Origin of the sequence: Bacillus sp. HMSC036E02 (genome assembly GCF_001836235.1) — a bacterium.
In the GTDB taxonomy this organism is placed as follows: Bacteria; Bacillota; Bacilli; order Bacillales; family Bacillaceae_G; genus Bacillus_A; species Bacillus_A cereus.
On the sequence record NZ_KV827823.1, the window covers coordinates 36,923 to 58,293 of the forward strand.

Here is a 21,371-nt window from a genome sequence, read left to right on the forward strand (position 1 = left end):
CACTTCAATGCAAGCTAAAGCAGTAGCGAGAACAGTTCGTATTGCTCCTCGTAAAGTTCGTTTAGTAGTAGACTTAATCCGAGGTAAGCAAGTGGGTGAAGCGATTGCTATCCTTAACCACACACCAAAAACTGCTTCTCCAGTTGTAGAAAAAGTTTTAAAATCTGCAATCGCAAATGCAGAGCACAATTATGAGATGGACATTAACAACCTAGTTGTTGAAAAAGTTTTCGTTGACGAAGGTCCAACGTTAAAACGTTTCCGTCCACGTGCAATGGGTCGTGCAAGCCAAATTAACAAACGCACAAGCCACATCACAGTTGTGGTATCAGAAAAGAAGGAGGGATAATCGATGGGTCAAAAGGTTAATCCAATTGGTCTTCGTGTCGGCGTTATCCGTGACTGGGAATCTCGTTGGTTCGCTGAGAAAGATTACGCTACATTATTACATGAAGACATCAAAATCCGTGAGTACATTAATGTACGCTTAAAAGATTCTGCTGTTGCTAAAGTAGAAATCGAACGTGCAGCAAATCGTGTAAATGTTACAATTCACACTGCAAAACCTGGTATGGTAATTGGTAAAGGTGGTACTGAAGTTGAAGCACTTCGTAAAGCTCTTAACCAATTAACAGGCAAGCGTGTACACATCAACATTTTAGAAGTTAAGAGAGCTGATCTTAACGCTAAATTAGTAGGCGAAAACATCGCTCGTCAATTAGAAAACCGTGTATCATTCCGTCGTGCACAAAAGCAAGTTATTCAACGTGCTATGCGTGCAGGTGCTAAAGGTATTAAAACACAGGTTTCTGGTCGTCTTGGCGGAGCTGATATCGCTCGTGCAGAATCTTACAGTGAAGGAACTGTTCCACTTCATACACTTCGCGCTGATATTGACTATGCAGCAGTTGAAGCTGATACAACATACGGTAAATTAGGCGTAAAAGTATGGATCTACCGTGGAGAAGTCCTTCCTACAAAAAAGAAAGCTTCTGAGGAAGGAGGAAAATAATATGTTAATGCCAAAACGCGTAAAATATCGTAGAGAGCATCGTGGTAAAATGCGTGGTCGTGCTAAAGGTGGAACTGAAATTGCTTTCGGTGAATTCGGTTTACAAGCACAAGCTGCTTCATGGATTACAAACCGTCAAATCGAAGCTGCTCGTCGTGCAATGACTCGTTACATGAAACGTGGCGGTAAAGTATGGATTAAAATTTTCCCTTCTAAACCTTACACTGCAAAACCTCTAGAAGTACGTATGGGTTCCGGTAAAGGGGCACCAGAAGGCTGGGTAGCAGTAGTAAAACCTGGGAAAATTATGTTCGAAATCGCGGGTGTATCTGAAGAGGTAGCACGCGAAGCATTACGTCTTGCAGCTCACAAGTTACCTGTGAAATGTAAATTCGTAAAACGTGAAGAAAATGGTGGTGAATCTAATGAAAACTAATGATATTCGTGAATTAACCACTGCCGAAATCGAAACAAAAGTTAAAGCTTTAAAGGAAGAGTTGTTTAATCTTCGCTTCCAACTTGCTACAGGACAATTAGAGAATCCAACTCGCATTCGTGAAGTGCGTAAAGCAATTGCTCGTATGAAAACTGTAGTTCGTGAAAGAGAGATCGGAATTAATCGATAAATTGAGGGGAGGTTTGCATAGTGAGCGAACGTAACCAACGCAAAGTTTATACTGGTCGTGTAGTGTCTGACAAAATGGACAAAACGATTACAGTTTTAGTTGAAACTTACAAAACTCATTCCTTGTACGGAAAACGTGTTAAGTATTCTAAGAAGTACAAAGCCCATGATGAGCAAAACCAAGCGAAACTTGGCGATATCGTTAAAATCATGGAAACTCGCCCGCTTTCTGCTACTAAGCGTTTCCGTTTAGTTGAAATCGTTGAAGAAGCGGTTATTATCTAAATAGACGAATCGGAATTTTTAGTCCGAAGGGAGGTTTCATAACATGATCCAACAAGAATCTCGTTTGAAAGTTGCTGACAACTCTGGTGCACGTGAACTTTTAACAATTAAAGTATTAGGCGGCTCTGGTCGTAAATATGCTAACATTGGTGACATTATCGTTGCTACGGTAAAACAAGCAACACCAGGTGGCGTTGTTAAAAAAGGTGACGTTGTTAAAGCAGTAGTGGTACGTACGAAGAGCGGAGCTCGTCGTCCGGACGGTTCTTACATCAAATTTGATGAAAACGCAGCGGTTATCATTAAAGACGATAAGAGCCCACGTGGTACTCGTATCTTCGGACCAGTAGCTCGTGAATTACGTGATAGCAACTTCATGAAGATCGTTTCTTTAGCTCCAGAAGTTCTATAATTTAAGGTATTGCCTTGCTAAGGAGGTGCAGAATTAAGATGCATGTAAAAAAAGGTGATAAAGTACAGGTAATCACTGGTAAAGACAAAGGAAAACAAGGCGTTATCCTTGTGGCTTTCCCAAAGCAAAACCGTGTTATCGTTGAGGGTGTCAATATCGTTAAGAAGCACTCTAAGCCATCTCAATTAAATCCACAAGGTGGAATTATTACTAAAGAAGCACCTATTCACGTTTCTAACGTTATGATTTTAGATCCGAAAACAGGTGAACCTACTCGTGTAGGCTTCAAAGTAGAAGATGGTAAAAAAGTTCGTATTGCAAAAAAATCTGGTGAATTATTAGATAAATAATTTTCTTAAGAAAGGAGGTCACTTCATTGAATCGCCTTAAAGAGAAGTTCCAAAAGGAAATTACTCCTGCTCTAGTGAGCAAGTTTAACTATAAATCTGTAATGCAGGTACCAAAAATCGAAAAGATCGTAATCAACACTGGTGTTGGTGACGCGGTATCTAACTCAAAAGCGTTAGACAACGCAGTAGAAGAATTAACACAAATCACAGGTCAAAAACCTGTTGTAACTCGTGCTAAAAAATCAATCGCTGGTTTCCGTCTTCGTGAAGGTATGCCAATCGGTGCGAAAGTAACTTTACGCGGCGAGCAAATGTATGAGTTCTTCGACAAATTAGTATCAGTTTCTTTACCACGTGTACGTGATTTCCGTGGTGTTTCTAAGAAATCATTCGATGGTCGTGGAAACTATACATTAGGTGTTAAAGAGCAACTTATTTTCCCTGAGATTGATTATGATAAAGTAAGCAAAGTCCGCGGTATGGACATCGTAATCGTTACTACAGCGAAAACTGATGAAGAAGCTCGTGAACTTTTAACACAATTCGGTATGCCATTCCAAAAATAATGGAAGCCAACGCTAAGTAGAGGAGGCGAAAACGTGGCTAAAAAATCTATGATAGCGAAACAAAAGCGTACTCCTAAGTTTAAAGTACAAGAGTATACACGTTGCGAACGCTGCGGTCGTCCGCATTCTGTATACCGCAAATTTAAACTTTGCCGTATTTGTTTCCGTGAACTTGCATATAAAGGTCAAATTCCTGGTGTTAAAAAAGCTAGTTGGTAAAACCCACAAATGGGAAGGAGGTAAAACACATGGTGATGACAGATCCAATTGCAGACATGCTTACTCGCATCCGTAATGCGAACATGGTACGTCATGAGAAATTAGAGGTTCCTGCTTCTAAAATCAAAAAAGAGATCGCTGAACTTTTAAAACGTGAAGGTTTCATTCGTGATGTAGAATACATCGAGGATAACAAACAAGGTATCCTTCGTATTTTCCTGAAATATGGTGCAAACAATGAACGTGTAATCACTGGATTAAAACGTATCAGTAAACCTGGCTTACGCGTTTACGCTAAAGCTGACGAAGTACCACGTGTACTTAACGGATTAGGTATCGCTCTTGTTTCTACATCTAAGGGAGTAATGACAGACAAAGACGCTCGTCAATTACAAACTGGTGGAGAAGTAGTAGCATACGTTTGGTAATATATATTTAAAACGAACGGAGGTGTGACCACATGTCTCGTATTGGTAAAAAGATTCTTGAAATCCCTGCAGGTGTTACTATTACAGTTGCAGAAGACAATACTGTAACAGTAAAAGGCCCTAAAGGTGAATTAACTCGTACTTTCAATGCTGATATGCTTATCAAAATTGAAGAGAATACATTAACAGTTGAGCGTCCATCTGAACAGAAGGAACACCGTGCATTACACGGTACAACTCGTGCTTTAATCGGAAACATGGTTGAAGGTGTAACTGAAGGTTTCGCACGCGGACTTGAATTAGTCGGTGTTGGTTACCGTGCTCAAAAACAAGGTGATAAACTTGTATTAAGCGTAGGTTATTCTCATCCAGTAGAAATGACTCCGGAAGCAGGTCTTGAAGTTGAAGTACCTGCACCAACTAAGATCGTAATTAAAGGTATCGACAAGCAACGTGTTGGCGAATTCGCTGCTAACATCCGTGCTGTACGTGCTCCTGAGCCTTACAAAGGTAAAGGTATTCGTTACGAAGGCGAAGTTGTTCGTCGTAAAGAAGGTAAAACTGCTAAGTAAACCCGTTAGGTGAGAGAAAGGAGTGACAAGAATGATCACTAAAGCTGATAAAAATGCGACTCGTAAGAAAAGACATGCACGTGTACGTGCTAAACTTACTGGTACTGCAGAGCGTCCACGTTTAAACGTGTTCCGTTCTAACCAACATATTTACGCTCAAGTTATTGATGATGTGAATGGTGTAACGTTAGTAAGTGCATCTACTCTTGATAAAGACCTTGCTCTTAACGGTACTAGCAATATTGAAGCTGCTACGAAAGTTGGAGAATCAGTTGCTAAGCGTGCTGTAGAGAAAGGCGTTAAAGAAGTAGTATTTGATCGCGGTGGTTACTTATACCATGGCCGTGTTAAAGCTCTAGCTGAAGCTGCTCGTGAGGCTGGATTACAATTTTAATGGTCAAAGGAGGGAAAATTGATGCATCGCATTGACCCAAGTAAATTAGAACTTGAAGAACGTGTAGTTACGATAAATCGTGTCGCGAAAGTTGTTAAGGGTGGTCGTCGTTTCCGCTTTGCTGCACTAGTTGTAGTTGGCGATAAAAACGGTCATGTTGGATTCGGTACTGGTAAAGCACAAGAGGTACCAGACGCAATCCGTAAAGCTATCGAAGACGCTAAGAAAAACTTAATCGCTGTACCATTAGTTGGTACAACAATTCCACACACAATCAACGGTCATTTTGGCGCTGGTGAAGTATTCTTAAAACCTGCTGCTGAGGGTACTGGTGTTATTGCTGGTGGACCTGTTCGTGCGGTCCTTGAATTAGCTGGTGTACAAGATATTCTTTCGAAATCTCTTGGTTCTAACACACCAATCAACATGATTCGCGCTACTGTGAACGGATTAAGCGAACTTAAGCGCGCTGAAGATGTTGCAAAATTACGCGGTAAATCTGTAGAAGAGCTACTAGGTTAAGGAGGGAAAACAAATGGCGAAAAAGTTAGAAATTACCCTCACTCGTAGTGTAATTGGTCGTCCACAAGATCAACGTGCGACGGTAGAAGCTTTAGGTCTTAAAAAGTTGAATTCAACTGTAGTTAAGGAAGAAACTCCTGCTATTCTTGGTATGATCAACAAAGTTTCTCACCTTGTAACTGTAAAAGAAGCTTAAGGATAACTCATTAATATAAGGAGGTGCCTGGGAATGAAACTTCATGAATTAAAACCTGCAGAAGGTTCTCGTAAAGTACGTAACCGTGTCGGTCGTGGTATCGGTTCTGGTAACGGTAAAACTGCTGGTAAAGGTCATAAAGGACAAAACGCACGTTCTGGCGGCGGTGTTCGTCTTGGCTTCGAAGGTGGTCAAACTCCATTATTCCGTCGTTTACCAAAACGCGGCTTCACAAACATTAACCGTAAAGAGTTTGCTATTGTAAACTTATCAACGTTAAATCGTTTTGAAGATGGTACAGAAGTAACACCTGAATTATTGCTGGAAACTGGCGTTATCAGCAAGTTAAACGACGGTGTTAAAGTTCTTGCAAGCGGAGCAGTAGAGAAAAAACTAACTGTTAAAGCGCACAAGTTCTCTTCAAGTGCTAAAGAAGCAATTGAAGCAGCTGGCGGATCAGTTGAGGTGATCTAATGTTTCGTACAATCTCCAACTTTATGCGCGTTGCTGAGATAAGACGTAAAATATTATTCACTTTAGCGATGTTAATCGTATTCAGGATTGGCACGTTTATCCCCGTGCCATTTACAAATGGAGACGTACTGAAGGCACAAGATCAATTAAATGCTTTAGGTATTCTAAATACATTTGGCGGTGGAGCCTTGAAAAACTTCTCCATCTTTGCGATGGGAATCATGCCGTATATTACAGCATCCATCATCGTGCAATTATTGCAGATGGATGTTGTTCCTAAATTTTCGGAATGGTCGAAGCAAGGTGAAATGGGCCGTCGTAAATTAACGCAATTCACGCGTTACTTTACAATTGTTCTTGCGTTTATTCAGGGGTTTGGTATGTCAATCGGTTTTAACGGTATGGTAGGTGGACAATTAATTTTGAATCCAGGTTGGAGCACTTATTTATACATTGCTACGGTACTGACTGCTGGTACTGCATTTTTAATGTGGTTAGGTGAACAGATTACAGCTAAAGGTGTAGGTAATGGTATTTCCATCCTTATCTTTGGCGGTATTGCCGCAGCGATCCCAAGTGTTATATCTCAAGTGTATCAGCAACAGTTTCAAAATATCGGAGATCAATTGTTCATGAGTATCGTTAAAGTTGCATTGATTTTACTAGCTGTGCTAGCAGTTATTGTGGGTGTTATTTTCATTCAACAGGCTGTTAGAAAGATCCCAATTCAATATGCGAAGCGTGTAACAGGAGGAAATGGTGGTTATGCTGGAGCACAAAACACACATTTACCGCTTAAGGTAAATAGTGCTGGTGTTATTCCAGTAATTTTTGCTGTTTCATTCTTAATTACGCCTCCGACTATTGCACAGTTCTTCCCGAAACATGATGTATCGCAGTGGATTATTGCAAACTTTAACTATTCTCACCCAGTGGGAATGATCATATATGTTGCGCTCATTGTAGCCTTCACATATTTCTATGCATTTGTTCAGGTTAATCCAGAGCAAATGTCAGAGAATCTAAACAAGCAAGGTGGATATGTTCCAGGTATTCGTCCGGGTAAGAATACGGAACAATATCTAACAAAAATCTTGTATCGTTTGACCTTTGTAGGATCAATTTTCCTAGCAGCGATTGCAATCTTACCAGTTATCTTTACGAAATTGGGAAATCTTCCTCCATCTGCACAGATCGGTGGAACGAGTATGTTAATCGTTGTCGGCGTTGCTTTAGAAACAATGAAGCAGCTAGAAAGCCAACTGGTAAAACGCCATTACAAAGGGTTTATCAAGCAGTGAGTAAGTGGGAAGAATTGTCTTCCCTACATGCTCATGTACTCTGAGGGGGAACAAGGATGAACTTAATTTTAATGGGGCTTCCTGGTGCTGGTAAAGGTACACAAGCCGAACAGATTGTTGCCAAGTATAACATCCCTCACATTTCAACAGGAGACATGTTCCGTGCAGCTATGAAGGCTGAAACTGAAATGGGTCTACAAGCAAAATCTTTTATTGATAAAGGTGCACTTGTTCCAGATGAAGTTACAATCGGAATCGTTCGTGAACGTTTAAGTCAAGACGACTGCGTAAGAGGTTTCTTACTAGACGGTTTCCCACGAACTGTTGCACAAGCATCAGCTCTTGAAGAAATTATGAAAGATCTTGGCAAAAAAATCGACTATGTTTTAAACATTAATGTGGATTCAGGGTTGTTATTAAAACGCCTTACAGGCCGTCGCATTTGTAAAGAGTGCGGTGCGACTTACCACTTAGAATTCAATCCACCAGCAAAAGCTGATGTGTGCGATAAATGTGGTGGCGAATTATATCAACGCTCTGATGACAATGAAGAAACTGTAGCAAATCGTTTAGATGTAAATATTAAGCAAACAAAACCTTTGCTTGATTTCTACGAAGAGCTTGGTTACTTACAAAGCATTAATGGTGAGCAAGATATCAATAAAGTATTTGCTGATATCGATGTTCTCATCGGAGGCTTAGCGTAATGATAATCTGCAAAACTCCTCGCGAGATAGAAATCATGCGAGAAGCTGGCAGGATCGTTGCTTTGACTCATCAAGAGTTGAAACAGCACATTACTCCAGGAATTACAACGAAAGAGCTCGATCAAATAGCGGAAAAGACGATTCAAAAATATGGTGCTACGCCATCTTTTAAAGGATACAACGGATTTCCGGGGAGCATATGTGCTTCTGTAAATGAAGAGCTTGTACACGGAATTCCAGGGAAGCGCAAGCTCAAAGAGGGCGATATCATCAGTATCGATATTGGTGCGAAATACAATGGGTACCATGGAGATTCTGCATGGACGTATCCAGTTGGAAACATTTCTGAATCTGTTCAAAAGCTACTTGATGTCACAGAAAAATCGTTGTATCTTGGTCTAGAACAAGTAAAACCAGGCGAGAGATTATCAAATATCTCACATGCGGTTCAAACCCATGCTGAAGAGAATGGATTCTCGATCGTTAGGGAGTATGTTGGTCACGGAATCGGGCAAGACTTACATGAGGACCCTCAAATCCCGCACTATGGTCCACCCAATAGAGGCCCTAGATTAAAGCCGGGAATGGTCATCTGTGTTGAGCCGATGGTGAATCAAGGAAGACGATATGTAAAAACACTATCTGATGACTGGACAGTGGTAACGGTAGATGGTAAATGGTGTGCCCATTTTGAGCACACGATTGCTCTTACAGAAGCAGGATACGAAATCCTTACCACTTTATAAGTAGCTGGCTCTCCGGGATTTCAGAGCAGTGTAAAATGTTACTGATTTGAAGAAGGGAGAACTATTGAATGGCTAAAGATGATGTAATTGAAGTCGAAGGTACCGTTCTTGAAACGTTGCCAAATGCTATGTTCAAAGTAGAATTAGAGAATGGGCATGTCGTATTGGCTCACGTTTCTGGTAAAATCCGTATGAACTTCATTCGTATTTTACCAGGAGACAAAGTTACGGTAGAATTATCTCCGTACGATTTAAATCGTGGTCGTATTACGTACCGTTTTAAATAATATAGCACTCCGTAATCTTTAAGGAGGTTCGAGACATGAAAGTAAGACCGTCAGTTAAACCAATCTGCGAAAAATGTAAAGTTATTCGTAGACGTGGAAAAGTAATGGTTATTTGTGAAAACCCTAAACATAAACAAAAACAAGGTTAATCAGAAGGAGGTGCATTCGTAATGGCACGTATCGCAGGTGTAGATATTCCTCGAGACAAACGCGTTGTTATTTCTTTAACTTACGTATTCGGCATTGGTCGCACAACTGCTGAAAAAATTCTTGCTGAAGCAGGTATTTCTGAAGAAACACGAGTTCGTGATTTAACGGAAGACGAATTAGGACGTATCCGTGATATCATCGATCGTATTAAAGTTGAGGGAGACCTTCGTCGTGAAGTATCTCTTAACATCAAACGTCTAATGGAGATCGGTTCTTACCGTGGTCTTCGTCACCGTCGTGGTTTACCAGTTCGTGGTCAAAACTCTAAAAACAATGCTCGTACACGTAAAGGTCCACGTCGTACAGTAGCAAATAAAAAGAAATAATAAGTAAAGGAGGTTGAACTAACAATGGCACGTAAAACAAACACTCGTAAAAAACGTGTGAAAAAGAATATTGAAGCTGGTATAGCTCATATTCGTTCTACTTTCAACAACACAATCGTAACACTTACAGATACTCACGGTAACGCACTTTCTTGGTCTAGTGCTGGTGCACTTGGTTTCCGTGGATCTCGTAAATCTACTCCATTCGCTGCGCAAATGGCTGCTGAAACTGCTGCTAAAGCTGCAATGGAACACGGTTTAAAAACTTTAGAGGTTACTGTTAAAGGTCCTGGTGCTGGTCGTGAAGCTGCAATTCGTGCTCTTCAAGCTGCAGGTCTAGAAGTAACAGCAATTAGAGATGTTACTCCAGTTCCTCATAATGGATGTCGTCCACCAAAACGTCGTCGTGTGTAATTTTTCTGTATAGAATTTTCCCTTTTGTCTATAATGGATATGATGCATTATCGAGAAATTTCGTACAGAAACATCGCTTGTTGTGCACAATCGGGAACTGCCTAAGGGGGACTTTCGGTTAGACAGGGGTTATACCTTTGTTTAACCGGGGTTTCGACGTTTTGAAGGAGGGTTTAGTTAATGATTGAAATCGAAAAGCCGAAAATCGAAACGGTTGAACTTAACGAAGATGCTAAATATGGTAAATTCGTAATTGAACCGCTTGAGCGTGGATATGGTACTACTTTGGGTAACTCCTTACGTCGTATTCTTTTATCCTCACTCCCTGGTGCCGCTGTTACTGCTATCCAAATCGATGGCGTATTACATGAATTTTCAACAGTTGAGGGCGTAGTAGAAGACGTTACGACGATCATCTTAAACTTGAAAAAGTTAGCTCTTAAAATCTACTCTGAAGAAGAGAAGACGTTGGAAATTGATGTACAGGGCGAAGGTATTGTCACAGCTGCTGATATTACTCACGATAGTGATGTAGAAATCTTAAATCCAGATTTACACATTGCAACGTTAGCAAAAGATGCGCATTTCCGCGTGCGTTTAACTGCAAAGCGTGGCCGTGGGTATACGCCAGCTGATGCAAATAAAAGCGAAGATCAACCAATAGGAGTAATTCCTATTGATTCTATTTATACTCCAGTATCACGTGTGACTTACCAAGTGGAAAAGACACGTGTCGGACAAGTGGCTAATTATGATAAGCTTACGCTTGATGTATGGACGGATGGAAGCATCGGGCCAAAAGAAGCTATCTCTTTAGGTGCCAAAATCTTAACTGAGCATTTAAATATCTTTGTTGGTTTAACTGATGAAGCACAAAATGCTGAGATTATGGTCGAGAAGGAAGAAGATCAAAAAGAGAAAGTTCTTGAGATGACTATCGAAGAACTAGACCTTTCTGTTCGTTCTTATAATTGCCTAAAACGTGCAGGAATTAATACTGTACAAGAGCTTGCGAACAAAACAGAAGAAGATATGATGAAAGTTCGTAACTTAGGACGTAAATCCTTAGAAGAAGTTAAACATAAACTTGAGGAATTAGGTTTAGGTTTACGTAAAGACGACTGAGGATTTAAACCCATCAACAAAGGAGGGAACTACGAATGGCATACAGAAAATTAGGCCGTACAAGTGCGCAACGTAAAGCTATGTTACGTGATTTAGCTACTGATTTAATTATCAACGAGCGCATCCAAACGACAGAAACTCGTGCAAAAGAACTTCGTTCTGTAGTGGAAAAAATGATCACTTTAGGTAAACGCGGAGATCTTCATGCTCGTCGTCAAGCAGCAGCTTTCATTCGCAATGAAGTAGCTAACGCTGAGACTGGTCAAGATGCACTTCAAAAACTATTCGCTGATGTAGCTCCACGCTATGCTGAGCGCCAAGGCGGATACACTCGTATTGCAAAAATTGGTCCACGTCGCGGAGACGCAGCACCAATGGTAATTATCGAGTTAGTATAATGATAATTAAAAGGGCAGGACAGTTCTTTTCAAGAAACTGGTCATGGCCCTTTTTTTTAAATATAAAAATATGCTAACTGTGCGAAGGAAAGGGTGCCTTCTATTGAAAAAAGAGAAACTTCGGATAGAAAATATATCATTTCAATATCCTGGGGCAGCCACTTATGCATTAAAAGATGTTTCATTTTCCTTATATGAGGGAGAGTGGGTATCTATTATTGGACAAAACGGTTCAGGAAAGTCTACACTTGCAAAATTATTGAATGGTTTGTTTTTGCCAGAAGCAGGGACTATTACAGTAAATGATACAATGGTTTTATCAGAGGAAACGGTATGGGATGTTCGAAAACAAATTGGAATGGTATTTCAAAATCCAGATAATCAATTTGTTGGAACAACAGTGCAAGATGATGTTGTATTTGGCTTAGAGAATATCGGAATGCCAAGAGAACAAATGATTGAAAGATTAGAACAGGCCTTGCGACTTGTCCGTATGGAAGATTTTCTTAATGATGAGCCTCATTCCTTATCTGGTGGGCAAAAGCAGCGAGTGGCAATAGCAGGCGTTTTAGCACTTCAACCATCTATTTTAATATTAGATGAAGCAACGTCAATGTTAGACCCTCAAGGGAGACGTGAAGTAGTAGAAACGGTTAGACAACTTGTTACTCAAAAAGGTATTACCGTGTTATCGATTACGCACGATTTAGAAGAAGCGGCACAGTCAGATCGTGTCATTATTTTAAATAAGGGAGAAATATTAGAGGAAGGGACTCCAGAAAAAATTTTCAAATCCTCTCATATGCTCCAAGAAATTGGCTTAGATGTACCGTTTTCAGTGAAAATAGCAGAATTATTAAAAAGAAATGAAATTCTCTTGCAAAATACGCATCTTACAATGGAAAGCTTGGTGAACGAACTTTGGAGATTACATTCCAAAAAGTAGAGCATCGTTATCAATATAAAACTCCATTTGAAAGACGCGCACTTTATGATGTAGATGTGTCGTTTCCAAGTGGGGGCTATTATGCCATTATTGGTCATACTGGTTCAGGTAAGTCAACGATGATTCAACATTTAAATGGTTTATTGCAGCCGACAAATGGTACAGTTCAAATTGGTGAACATTTGATTTCGGCAGGAAAGAAAGAAAAAAAGTTAAAGCCACTACGTAAAAAAGTAGGGGTTGTCTTTCAATTCCCAGAACATCAGTTGTTTGAAGAGACTGTGGAGAAAGATATTTGTTTCGGCCCTACTAATTTTGGAGTATCTGTAGACGAAGCAAGGCAAAAGGCTAGAAAGGCAATTGAACTTGTAGGGCTAGAACCGGAACTGTTAACACGTTCTCCGTTCGAATTAAGTGGTGGACAAATGAGACGTGTTGCTATAGCGGGTGTACTGGCGATGGAACCTGAAGTGCTTGTATTAGATGAACCTACAGCAGGACTAGATCCAAAAGGGCAGAACGAACTTATGGAGATGTTTTATAAGCTGCACAAGGAGAAAGGTCTTACAGTTATCCTTGTAACGCATAATATGGAGGATGCTGCTCAGTATGCGGAGCAGATTGTAGTTATGCATAAAGGAACGGTCTTTTTGCAAGGAAGTGCAGAGGAAGTATTTTCACATGCCGATGAACTAGAGAAAATTGGTGTGGATCTTCCTATGTCATTAAAGTATAAACGTGCAATTGAAGAGAAGTTTGGTATTTCAATTCCAAAGGCTACCTTATCTTTAGAGGATCTTACTCATGAAGTTGTGCAGGTGTTACGAAAAGGTGGTCATGAATCATGCAGCAGTTGATTATTGGGAGATATATCCCGGGGAATTCACTTATTCATCAACTTGATCCACGTACGAAGCTGCTGATTGTCTTTTTATATGTATTTGTTGTTTTCTTAGCAAATAATGCGATTTCATATGGATTTTTATTTTTATATGCACTCATTGCTTTATTTTTTGCAAAAGTGCCGATTCGTTATGTACTTTCGGGCTTAAAACCAATTTTATGGATTTTTCTTTTTACATTTTTCCTGCATATTTTTACAAATAAGGAGGGGGATGTACTATTCCAGCTTGGTTGGTTTTCGATATATGAAAAAGGATTAGAGCAAGGGATATACATTTCTGTACGATTCTTCGTTATTATTTTAATGACGACATTATTAACGTTAACGACGACACCTATTGAAATTACAGATGGTTTGGAGACGTTATTAAAGCCGTTGAAGCGTATAAAGGTTCCTGTTCATGAAATCGCATTAATGATGTCAATTTCTCTTCGTTTTATCCCGACATTAATGGATGAAACGAGTAAAATAATGAAAGCACAAGCGTCACGTGGTATTGATTTTGCCGGGGGACCGATAAAAGATAGAATGAAAGCTATTATTTCACTGCTCGTTCCTCTGTTTATCAGTGCTTTTAAGCGTGCAGAGGACTTAGCCATTGCGATGGAAGCTCGTGGATATCAAAGTGGTGAAGGACGTACTAAATTTAGGCAACTACGCTGGAAAACAAGCGATACAGTAACGATTGTCAGCTTATTTTGTTTAGCTTGTATTTTGGCATGGGTGCGATCGTAATGGAGAATAGAGAAATGGATAGAATAAAATGTACGGTTGCATATGATGGCATGCATTTTTGTGGTTATCAAATTCAGCCGAACCATCGTACTGTTCAACAGGAGATAGAAAAAGCATTGCAGAAATTGCATAAGGGAGAACTTGTTCGTGTTCAGGCATCTGGTAGAACAGATTCTACAGTTCATGCAAAAGGACAAGTAATACACTTTGATACTCCTTTGTCTCTTGAAGAGTGGCAATGGATTAATGCTTTAAACACAATGTTGCCAGATGATATTGTTATTAGGCAAGTAGAGAAAAAAACAGAAGAATTTCATGCACGTTACGGTGTTGAGAAAAAAGAATATCGTTATCGTGTATTATTATCAAAGACTGCGGATGTATTCCGTAGAAATTACGTATATCAATATCCATACCCGCTCGAAATCAACTCTATAAGAAAAGCAATTCCTTATTTTATTGGAACACATGATTTCACTTCTTTTTGTTCGGCAAAAACTGACAAAAAAGATAAAGTGCGAACAATTTATGAAATCGAGTTAATTGAACAAAATGATGAAATAATTTTTCGTTTTGTAGGTAATGGATTTTTATATAATATGGTCAGAATTATTGTTGGTACGTTACTTAGCGTAGGGCAAGGAAAGCTTGATCCTGATAGCATTCCAGAGATTTTAGCGAAACAAAATCGTCAGTTTGCTGGAAAGATGGCTCCAGGTCATGGGCTTTACTTATGGGAGGTAAACTATAACAACTAATCCTGGTGTAACATTTGCTTGACATTAGAAACTCAAAAGTATATCATAACATATGGTATTGTTTCTAAAACCACGATTAGCCCCGGAAGGAAATCGTGTTTAAGATAAACAATAGATTTTTTCTATGGAAAAGATAACGAGGAGGGAAACACATGCGTACGACTTTTATGGCAAAAGCTAACGAAGTTGAGCGTAAATGGTATGTGGTTGATGCTGAAGGTCAAACTTTAGGTCGCCTTGCTAGTGAAGTAGCATCCATTTTACGTGGTAAAAACAAACCTACATTTACACCACACGTTGACACGGGTGATCATGTAATTATTATTAACGCTGAGAAAATTCATTTAACAGGTAATAAATTAAACGATAAAATTTACTACCGTCACACTAACCACCCAGGTGGACTTAAGCAAAGAACAGCTCTTGAAATGCGTACAAACTACCCTGTACAAATGTTAGAGCTTGCAATTAAAGGCATGCTTCCAAAAGGACGCTTAGGCCGTCAAGTTTCTAAGAAACTTAACGTGTATGCTGGAGCAGAGCATCCACACCAAGCACAAAAACCAGAAGTTTACGAACTTCGCGGATAATTAATTAAAGGAGGGCTTACTTTGGCACAGGTTCAATACTATGGCACTGGACGTCGTAAGAGTTCAGTAGCGCGCGTACGCCTAGTTCCAGGCGAAGGACGCGTTATCATTAACGGTCGTGATTTTGAAAACTATATCCCATTTGCTGCATTACGTGAAGTAGTGAAACAACCTCTAGTTGCAACAGAAACTTTAGGTAACTACGATGTACTTGTAAACGTAAATGGTGGTGGATACACTGGTCAAGCTGGTGCTATTCGTCACGGTATTTCTCGCGCTTTATTAAAAGCTGATCCAGAATACCGTCTAACACTAAAACGTGCAGGTCTATTAACTCGTGACGCACGTATGAAAGAGCGTAAAAAATACGGTCTTAAAGGCGCACGTCGTGCACCTCAGTTCTCAAAACGTTAATTTTTGCGAACTACAAACCCCAACCATTTTGGTTGGGGTTTTTTATGTTTCATTCCTCTTTTGCAATTTTTATAGCTTGGAATATTTTAGTGCTACCGCCACGCGTATGCTTCTTCTTTAGAAGTTTAGACTAATACGTATTAGGGAGGTTTATAAGTACTATGAATGTCATTGTCAGCTTACAAGAAAAACAAAAAGAAAAGCAGTTAAAATACGAGCGGAAGATGTTGCGGGAATTATCATTAAAAACATTGCGTTCAAATATTCGTGATGCCTTTCAAATGCAAGAGCTTCATCGTCAGTATGAAGATTACTGTATTGAATTAGGGATAGAATCTTATTTATTAGGAGCGAGATACAGTAAATTTGGTTATTATGGTGAATCGTTTTTTGATGTGAAATATAGAGCTTTAGAAGAAGAACAACAATTAACTGAAACGCTATTTCAATTTTTAACGAGTATGACTATGCGAGAAATAAAGTTGAAAGATGAGGAATTACTTTTTGAATCTTGTCAGCAGTTTATAGGATTGTGGTGGCAAGAAGGGTATGAAAAAGGTGAAAGAAGATATCGATTAAAGCTTCATTAAGACAAGCATAAACTTTCCTCTTGTCCCATATAAGTAATTAGAGGGACTAGCTGGAGGAGGAAAGGTATGAAGAGAATTCGAATTATCTCTTTTGCACTCGCTGCGGTTGTATTGTTTTTTTTAGTCAAACAAGAATTTCAAATTACAAAATCGTGGCGTGCTTGGAATTTACCCTTATCAGGGAAAGTAATCGTATTAGATGCTGGGCATGGTGGACCAGATGGAGGGGCTGTTGGTGGAAAGGATATTATAGAAAAGGATATTACGCTTGAAATTACAAAAAAGGTACAAGACTATTTACAAGAACAAGGTGCACTAGTTATTTTAACGCGTGAGGGAGATTATGATTTAGCTAACAAAGATACAAAGTCATATAGCAGACGTAAAGCAGAGGATTTAAAAAAACGTGTAGAAATCATCAATAAACCTGATGTAGACTTTTTTGCAAGTATTCATTTAAATGCTTTAACTAGTAGTGGATCGAAAGGCGCACAAACGTTCTATTACCGCTCTTCAATTGAAAATGAACGTGCTGCAAAATTTATACAGGCTGAATTGAGAACAAGTTTAGAGAATACGAATCGTTCTGCTAAGACTATTTCGCATGTGTATTTATTAAAGTATTCTAAAACACCAGGTGCTTTAATTGAAGCTGGCTTTTTATCGAATGTGAACGAAAGGTATATGTTAAATTCGGAGAAATATCAGCAAAAGGTAGCAGCTGCAATATACCGTGGTATACTACGGTATTTCACGGAAAAAGGAAATCCTCCAGAATAAGGAGGATTTTTTTGAGCTTCTCTCGTTAACGAAGTTTTCGGAAAATATGTTATACTGGAAATGTAAACGCATTTATTTCAAGAATAAGCAGAGATAAATTCAATTAACATTACGTTATTTTTCATACAGGGGGCTGGGCTAATTATGGTAACGAAAGAGCAAGTGGTTGAAGCGTTAGAAGGGATTGTAGATCCGTTTTTACATAAAACATTAAAAGAAACAAGTGCAATTAAAGAGGTAACAGTCAAGCCAGAGAAGGAACATGTGAGTGTCAAAATTGCAATCGTAAAAACCGGTACAGCGGAACAAATGCAGTTGCAGTCTGGAATTGTAAAGTTAGTAAAAGAACTTGGGGCAGCAACAGTTGGACTTCGTTTTGCAGAATTTACAGAAGAGGAATTAGCTCAGTTTGCACCGGAACAAGAAGAAGAGCAAAGTGAATCTTTATTGTCACCTAATTCAAAAACAACATTCTTAGCAGTAGCGAGTGGAAAAGGTGGCGTGGGAAAATCAACTGTTTCCGTTAACCTTGCAGTTGCTTTAGCTCGTTTAGGAAAAAAAGTTGGTATTATTGATGCGGACATTTACGGTTTTAGTGTGCCAGACATGATGGGGATAGAAAAACGTCCTATCGTAAGAGGTGACAAGATAATTCCGGTGGAACGTTTAGGTGTAAAGGTAATCTCAATGGGCTTCTTTGTAGAGGATAATGCACCAGTTATTTGGAGAGGACCTATGCTTGGGAAAATGTTAAACCACTTCTTCACAGAAGTAGAATGGGGCGATTTAGATTATTTAGTACTAGATTTGCCACCAGGCACAGGTGATGTTGCGTTAGATGTGCACTCAATGTTGCCATCTTGCAAAGAGATTATTGTAACGACGCCTCATCCAACAGCTGCGTTTGTAGCAGCGCGTGCTGGAGCGATGGCATTGCGCACTGAACATAGTATTCTTGGTGTTGTTGAGAATATGGCATATTTTGAAAGTAAGGTAACTGGTGAGAAAGAATATGTATTTGGAAAAGGCGGGGGAGATAAGTTAGCTACCGAATTACAAACAAATGTTCTTGGGCGTATTCCACTACAACAACCCGATTGGAATAAAGAAGACTTTGCTCCTTCAGTATATGAAGATACACATACAACGGGCATTATTTATAGTAAAATAGCTGAAACAGTAATTGATAAAACAGCTGTTACACAAAAATAAAGTGAAACTTTAATCAGTGGGGTTTACCTGTTACTGACAACAATAAGGCTGTAAACCTTTCGCTTAACTAGAGGGGTCCATTTTGTCTATTAATAGCAAGATAAAGTAATAACGAGTGAACAATGTATACATTGTTCACTCGTTATTATAGTTATTATTTTTTACTGTTCTTCCTTCTTCTCGTCTTGAGAACCACCGTCACCGCCTGCTTCTTTCTTACCGGATCCGCCTTTTTCAGCTTTTTGCACACCTTTACTAATGATATCAATCATCTTGGCTTGGAAGAGTGGACTTTCAGCAGTTTCTGTTAGTACTTGTTGTAGATATTGACGGTATTCTTTACTCTTCATTGTTTGTAACATCATTTTTTCTACTTCAGGATTTTTCATAATTTCTATAACGCCTGCTTGGTATTCAGGGTCTTTTAGTAAGGTTTTCATTAATTGAGTTTGTTCTTTCCCCATACTTTTAGCAAACTTTGATGAGAACTCAGGATCTTTAAAGAGCTTTTCCCAGAATTGTTGCCCTTTATCGGATACCATGGCATCTTCAATCGTTTTCTTTACTACTGTTTCATCTAGTATGAGTGCTTGTTTCATTTTTTCATCAGTTAATACATCTTGAATAGCTTTCTTACCTTGATCTGTTTTTAAAATATCAACAATCATTTTCTTTGTTTGATCGTAATCTAGTTCGGATTTCGTTTCTTTTCCTTGTGCGCATGCTGCAAGTGCGATAAGTAGAAAAGAAGAAACGAAAATGAATAGCATCCGTTTCATAAGTTGGAACTCCTTTCAGCACAGTTCTCTCTTTTTAATATAAATATCTTTAAGGAATTTATACATGAACATGGCTAGCTTTTTGAAATTGTCATTGATACAATTTAATTAGAAATATAAGGATAATGGGGGATGTGTTGTGAATAGCCGCAAGTGGGTACGACTATTTTTAACGACGTTGTTTCTTGGTGGAATTAGCACAGTTATTATTGGTTTTGTTTTGGAGTGGGACAAGTACAATAAATTTTTTCAAAATTTCGACGGTAAGGAGATTTTAGCAGTATCTTTCTGGCTGATGGGTGTAGGATTTATTTTTAGTGTTATAAGTCAAATGGGATTCTTTGCATATTTAACAATCCACCGTTTTGGACTAGGGATGTTCCGCTCATCTTCTTTATGGAATGCAGTCCAGCTCTTCTTTATTGCATTCGTATTATTTGATTTTGTGTATTTAAGATCTGTACTTATTGCAAATGGGGAAGTCTCGTTAGGGAATAACATACTTGTTGCTGGAATATTATTTGTGTTTGGAGCAATTGTTGCTTATGTAAAAAGCAAAGAAACAAATAAAAAAGCATTTGTGCCAGCTCTGTTCTTTATGGTTGTTGTAACGATCCTTGAATGGGTACCGGCGCTTCGGATTAATGATACAGATTGGTTATATTTAATGGTTATACCGCTATTGTTATGTAATGCATATCAATTACTTGTATTACATCGTTTAATCGGAAAAACAAGTAAATCAGCTTAATAGAGAGATTTTATACACCAGCAGTTATAATGCTGGAAATGGTATGATTAAAAAAGCTCTACCACCTTCTTGAAAGGTAGTAGAGCTTTTTATGCGTGAAGAGTGGTAGGGAAGAAGCTACTTCACATCTTCACTTTTCGTACTTGTGTTGGAAATAAGTTGTGATACGGATATTTGCTCATATCCATCACTTTTTATTTTTTGCAGGAGCAGCGGTAAAGCTCTATTTGTTTGAAGGGCAGAATCGGATGCGTGTAATAAGACGATATCTCCACCTTTCAAATTATTAGAGACAGTGGAAACGATGTTATTTACACCTGGGTTTTTCCAATCGTTTGAATTATTACTCCAATGCACGACGGTGTATCCAAGTGATTCTGCGATTTTAAGGGTTGCTTTGTTAAATTCGCCACTAGGTGGACGTAACAGCTTGACTTGTTTTACACCAAGTTTCGTAAAAACATCTTGTGCTCGTAAAAGGTCTCGTCTTATTTCATTTGTCTCTAGAGAAGTGTAGGATGTGTAATTGTACCCCATACTACCGATTTCGTGTCCGTCTTTCATGATTCGCTCTACAATATCGGGGTGTCTTTCGGCCCATGCAGCAGAAAGGAAGAATGTTGCATTCTTAATTTCTCTTTCTTTAAGAGTATCTAGGATTGGAATTGCTTTTTTGTCTCCCCAACTAATATCAAACGTAAATGCAACTTGCTTTTTAGCGGTGTCTCCTTTGTAAATTACTTTAGGGCCTGTAGCAGTTGAAAAAGCAGATTCATGTGAATATGTTTTTAAAAAGAGTAGCCATGCTGTAAATAAGGACAGTATCACTATTAAGCTAATGTGTTTAAAATTTCTCTTACTCGTAATAAAAAAGAAAAACATAATATTACGCCCCTTTGTCCAATCCTTTTCAGTTACATATATGCTGTAAATATAAAAAAGAGAACAAAGGATTAATATCGTAAGTAGTGGATATAATGGATGATAGGATTGTGATAATTGAAAATGAGCGGAACGTTTATTGTTGCGTAAGGAATTATTGAGGTGATTGTTTGCTTGGGCTGATGTTGACAAAAGAAGAGAGAAAAGAAATGGAATACATATTGAAGAGAGAATTAGAGGAACTTTTATTTGATTTTGAAGATGAGCGTATTCATGAAGTTGTAAAAAAAGCCATGGAAGAAAGATATAAAATCATTTTCTGTTTATTCCGGAGAGTAGCTAACACAGAAGAATGTATTCGTTATGTAAGAAAAAGAATTTTTTATTAAAAAGTGTTGACGTTAATAGTTTGTATATGTTAAATTAATAAACGTCGCTGATGCGGAAACGCAGAAAACGAC

General features: G+C 38.8%; 37 protein-coding genes. 35 read left to right on the forward strand and 2 right to left on the reverse strand.

The genetic code is table 11. The features are described from left to right. Positions 1-7 precede the first annotated feature (7 nt). The 33 genes from rplV (at position 8) to HMPREF2590_RS08695 (ending at position 18,498) form a co-directional block, all read left to right on the forward strand. On the forward strand, positions 8-349 hold the full coding sequence (gene rplV / locus HMPREF2590_RS08535) for a 50S ribosomal protein L22 (protein WP_001148024.1): 342 nt from the start codon (positions 8-10) through the stop codon (positions 347-349). Positions 350-352: 3 nt separating this feature from the next. Beyond that, a complete protein-coding gene (rpsC, locus tag HMPREF2590_RS08540; protein ID WP_000529956.1) occupies positions 353-1,012 on the forward strand; it encodes a 30S ribosomal protein S3 in 660 nt (219 codons plus the stop codon). A 1-nt stretch (position 1,013) separates the two neighbouring features. Continuing rightward, entirely contained in the window at positions 1,014-1,448 is a 435-nt protein-coding gene (rplP, locus tag HMPREF2590_RS08545; RefSeq protein WP_000928969.1) for a 50S ribosomal protein L16, read from the forward strand. After that, positions 1,438-1,638, forward strand: a complete 201-nt coding sequence (gene rpmC / locus HMPREF2590_RS08550) for a 50S ribosomal protein L29 (protein WP_000855718.1) — start codon at positions 1,438-1,440, stop codon at positions 1,636-1,638. Before rplP ends, rpmC begins: the two co-directional genes overlap by 11 nt. 20 nt (positions 1,639-1,658) lie before the next feature. Beyond that, positions 1,659-1,922: a 30S ribosomal protein S17 gene (gene rpsQ / locus HMPREF2590_RS08555; RefSeq protein ID WP_000004106.1), complete on the forward strand. Its 264-nt coding sequence runs from the start codon at positions 1,659-1,661 to the stop codon at positions 1,920-1,922. A 43-nt stretch (positions 1,923-1,965) separates the two neighbouring features. Next, the gene (gene rplN, locus HMPREF2590_RS08560) at positions 1,966-2,334 is read left to right on the forward strand and encodes a 50S ribosomal protein L14 (protein ID WP_000615912.1); all 369 of its coding nucleotides are present in this window, start codon (positions 1,966-1,968) and stop codon (positions 2,332-2,334) included. A 38-nt stretch (positions 2,335-2,372) separates the two neighbouring features. Continuing rightward, positions 2,373-2,684 carry a 50S ribosomal protein L24 gene (gene rplX, locus HMPREF2590_RS08565; protein ID WP_000558200.1) on the forward strand — a complete coding sequence of 104 codons (312 nt, stop codon included), beginning with the start codon at positions 2,373-2,375 and terminating at the stop codon, positions 2,682-2,684. 26 nt (positions 2,685-2,710) lie between these two features. Beyond that, entirely contained in the window at positions 2,711-3,250 is a 540-nt protein-coding gene (gene rplE / locus HMPREF2590_RS08570; protein WP_001080831.1) for a 50S ribosomal protein L5, read from the forward strand. A 33-nt stretch (positions 3,251-3,283) separates the two neighbouring features. Next, a complete protein-coding gene (gene rpsN, locus HMPREF2590_RS08575; protein WP_001085700.1) occupies positions 3,284-3,469 on the forward strand; it encodes a 30S ribosomal protein S14 in 186 nt (61 codons plus the stop codon). Between the two features lie 29 nt (positions 3,470-3,498). Further along, on the forward strand, positions 3,499-3,897 hold the full coding sequence (rpsH, locus tag HMPREF2590_RS08580; RefSeq protein WP_000245511.1) for a 30S ribosomal protein S8: 399 nt from the start codon (positions 3,499-3,501) through the stop codon (positions 3,895-3,897). A gap of 32 nt (positions 3,898-3,929) precedes the next feature. Further along, entirely contained in the window at positions 3,930-4,469 is a 540-nt protein-coding gene (rplF, locus tag HMPREF2590_RS08585) for a 50S ribosomal protein L6 (RefSeq protein WP_000086558.1), read from the forward strand. A gap of 31 nt (positions 4,470-4,500) precedes the next feature. Further along, positions 4,501-4,863, forward strand: coding sequence for a 50S ribosomal protein L18 (gene rplR, locus HMPREF2590_RS08590; protein WP_000628816.1), 363 nt, complete (start codon positions 4,501-4,503; stop codon positions 4,861-4,863). 21 nt (positions 4,864-4,884) lie between these two features. Continuing rightward, positions 4,885-5,385, forward strand: coding sequence for a 30S ribosomal protein S5 (gene rpsE / locus HMPREF2590_RS08595; RefSeq protein WP_000554646.1), 501 nt, complete (start codon positions 4,885-4,887; stop codon positions 5,383-5,385). A 13-nt stretch (positions 5,386-5,398) separates the two neighbouring features. Further along, a complete protein-coding gene (rpmD, locus tag HMPREF2590_RS08600; protein WP_001085234.1) occupies positions 5,399-5,581 on the forward strand; it encodes a 50S ribosomal protein L30 in 183 nt (60 codons plus the stop codon). A gap of 33 nt (positions 5,582-5,614) precedes the next feature. Further along, complete coding sequence (gene rplO, locus HMPREF2590_RS08605) at positions 5,615-6,055, forward strand: 50S ribosomal protein L15 (RefSeq protein WP_000766081.1); 441 nt, start codon at positions 5,615-5,617, stop codon at positions 6,053-6,055. Then, positions 6,055-7,356 carry a preprotein translocase subunit SecY gene (gene secY / locus HMPREF2590_RS08610; RefSeq protein ID WP_000490117.1) on the forward strand — a complete coding sequence of 434 codons (1,302 nt, stop codon included), beginning with the start codon at positions 6,055-6,057 and terminating at the stop codon, positions 7,354-7,356. The genes rplO and secY overlap by 1 nt, the downstream gene beginning before the upstream one ends. 56 nt (positions 7,357-7,412) lie before the next feature. Continuing rightward, on the forward strand, positions 7,413-8,063 hold the full coding sequence (locus HMPREF2590_RS08615) for an adenylate kinase (protein WP_001048989.1): 651 nt from the start codon (positions 7,413-7,415) through the stop codon (positions 8,061-8,063). Next, positions 8,063-8,809: a type I methionyl aminopeptidase gene (gene map / locus HMPREF2590_RS08620; protein WP_000582539.1), complete on the forward strand. Its 747-nt coding sequence runs from the start codon at positions 8,063-8,065 to the stop codon at positions 8,807-8,809. Before HMPREF2590_RS08615 ends, map begins: the two co-directional genes overlap by 1 nt. A gap of 68 nt (positions 8,810-8,877) precedes the next feature. Beyond that, entirely contained in the window at positions 8,878-9,096 is a 219-nt protein-coding gene (gene infA, locus HMPREF2590_RS08625; RefSeq protein WP_001029884.1) for a translation initiation factor IF-1, read from the forward strand. Between the two features lie 35 nt (positions 9,097-9,131). Further along, positions 9,132-9,245 carry a 50S ribosomal protein L36 gene (gene rpmJ, locus HMPREF2590_RS08630; protein WP_000868344.1) on the forward strand — a complete coding sequence of 38 codons (114 nt, stop codon included), beginning with the start codon at positions 9,132-9,134 and terminating at the stop codon, positions 9,243-9,245. 21 nt (positions 9,246-9,266) lie between these two features. Continuing rightward, entirely contained in the window at positions 9,267-9,632 is a 366-nt protein-coding gene (rpsM, locus tag HMPREF2590_RS08635) for a 30S ribosomal protein S13 (protein ID WP_000090788.1), read from the forward strand. A 24-nt stretch (positions 9,633-9,656) separates the two neighbouring features. Next, positions 9,657-10,046, forward strand: a complete 390-nt coding sequence (gene rpsK, locus HMPREF2590_RS08640) for a 30S ribosomal protein S11 (protein WP_000101798.1) — start codon at positions 9,657-9,659, stop codon at positions 10,044-10,046. A gap of 180 nt (positions 10,047-10,226) precedes the next feature. Further along, positions 10,227-11,171 (forward strand): DNA-directed RNA polymerase subunit alpha, encoded by a 945-nt coding sequence (locus tag HMPREF2590_RS08645; RefSeq protein WP_000569643.1) that lies wholly within the window; start codon positions 10,227-10,229, stop codon positions 11,169-11,171. Between the two features lie 35 nt (positions 11,172-11,206). Continuing rightward, a complete protein-coding gene (gene rplQ, locus HMPREF2590_RS08650) occupies positions 11,207-11,569 on the forward strand; it encodes a 50S ribosomal protein L17 (protein ID WP_000331490.1) in 363 nt (120 codons plus the stop codon). Between the two features lie 103 nt (positions 11,570-11,672). Next, positions 11,673-12,515: an energy-coupling factor ABC transporter ATP-binding protein gene (locus HMPREF2590_RS08655; RefSeq protein WP_000711759.1), complete on the forward strand. Its 843-nt coding sequence runs from the start codon at positions 11,673-11,675 to the stop codon at positions 12,513-12,515. Further along, entirely contained in the window at positions 12,491-13,372 is an 882-nt protein-coding gene (locus HMPREF2590_RS08660) for an energy-coupling factor ABC transporter ATP-binding protein (RefSeq protein ID WP_000406535.1), read from the forward strand. The genes HMPREF2590_RS08655 and HMPREF2590_RS08660 overlap by 25 nt, the downstream gene beginning before the upstream one ends. Beyond that, positions 13,360-14,154: an energy-coupling factor transporter transmembrane component T family protein gene (locus HMPREF2590_RS08665; protein ID WP_001186526.1), complete on the forward strand. Its 795-nt coding sequence runs from the start codon at positions 13,360-13,362 to the stop codon at positions 14,152-14,154. Before HMPREF2590_RS08660 ends, HMPREF2590_RS08665 begins: the two co-directional genes overlap by 13 nt. A 14-nt stretch (positions 14,155-14,168) precedes the next feature. Continuing rightward, positions 14,169-14,912 (forward strand): tRNA pseudouridine(38-40) synthase TruA, encoded by a 744-nt coding sequence (gene truA, locus HMPREF2590_RS08670; protein ID WP_002098927.1) that lies wholly within the window; start codon positions 14,169-14,171, stop codon positions 14,910-14,912. A 152-nt stretch (positions 14,913-15,064) separates the two neighbouring features. Beyond that, positions 15,065-15,502: a 50S ribosomal protein L13 gene (gene rplM / locus HMPREF2590_RS08675; protein ID WP_001260793.1), complete on the forward strand. Its 438-nt coding sequence runs from the start codon at positions 15,065-15,067 to the stop codon at positions 15,500-15,502. A gap of 21 nt (positions 15,503-15,523) precedes the next feature. Beyond that, on the forward strand, positions 15,524-15,916 hold the full coding sequence (gene rpsI / locus HMPREF2590_RS08680) for a 30S ribosomal protein S9 (RefSeq protein ID WP_000079986.1): 393 nt from the start codon (positions 15,524-15,526) through the stop codon (positions 15,914-15,916). Positions 15,917-16,077: 161 nt separating this feature from the next. Continuing rightward, a complete protein-coding gene (locus HMPREF2590_RS08685) occupies positions 16,078-16,506 on the forward strand; it encodes a DUF2521 family protein (RefSeq protein WP_001101005.1) in 429 nt (142 codons plus the stop codon). A gap of 66 nt (positions 16,507-16,572) precedes the next feature. After that, positions 16,573-17,286, forward strand: a complete 714-nt coding sequence (cwlD, locus tag HMPREF2590_RS08690) for an N-acetylmuramoyl-L-alanine amidase CwlD (RefSeq protein WP_000822439.1) — start codon at positions 16,573-16,575, stop codon at positions 17,284-17,286. 144 nt (positions 17,287-17,430) lie between these two features. Next, positions 17,431-18,498: an Mrp/NBP35 family ATP-binding protein gene (locus tag HMPREF2590_RS08695; protein ID WP_000256628.1), complete on the forward strand. Its 1,068-nt coding sequence runs from the start codon at positions 17,431-17,433 to the stop codon at positions 18,496-18,498. A gap of 161 nt (positions 18,499-18,659) precedes the next feature. Here HMPREF2590_RS08695 and gerD read toward each other — a convergent pair whose 3' ends face one another. Further along, on the reverse strand, positions 18,660-19,277 hold the full coding sequence (gerD, locus tag HMPREF2590_RS08700) for a spore germination lipoprotein GerD (protein WP_000827293.1): 618 nt from the start codon (positions 19,275-19,277) through the stop codon (positions 18,660-18,662). A 139-nt stretch (positions 19,278-19,416) separates the two neighbouring features. Between gerD and kbaA the strand changes: the two genes are divergently transcribed. Then, positions 19,417-20,028 (forward strand): KinB signaling pathway activation protein KbaA, encoded by a 612-nt coding sequence (gene kbaA / locus HMPREF2590_RS08705; RefSeq protein ID WP_001088526.1) that lies wholly within the window; start codon positions 19,417-19,419, stop codon positions 20,026-20,028. A gap of 117 nt (positions 20,029-20,145) precedes the next feature. Here kbaA and pdaB read toward each other — a convergent pair whose 3' ends face one another. Beyond that, positions 20,146-20,910 (reverse strand): polysaccharide deacetylase family sporulation protein PdaB, encoded by a 765-nt coding sequence (gene pdaB / locus HMPREF2590_RS08710; RefSeq protein ID WP_000464705.1) that lies wholly within the window; start codon positions 20,908-20,910, stop codon positions 20,146-20,148. Positions 20,911-21,080: 170 nt separating this feature from the next. Here pdaB and HMPREF2590_RS08715 point away from each other — a divergent pair, with 170 nt between their 5' ends. Then, a complete protein-coding gene (locus HMPREF2590_RS08715; RefSeq protein ID WP_000901147.1) occupies positions 21,081-21,299 on the forward strand; it encodes a hypothetical protein in 219 nt (72 codons plus the stop codon). Positions 21,300-21,371: the final 72 nt, after the last annotated feature.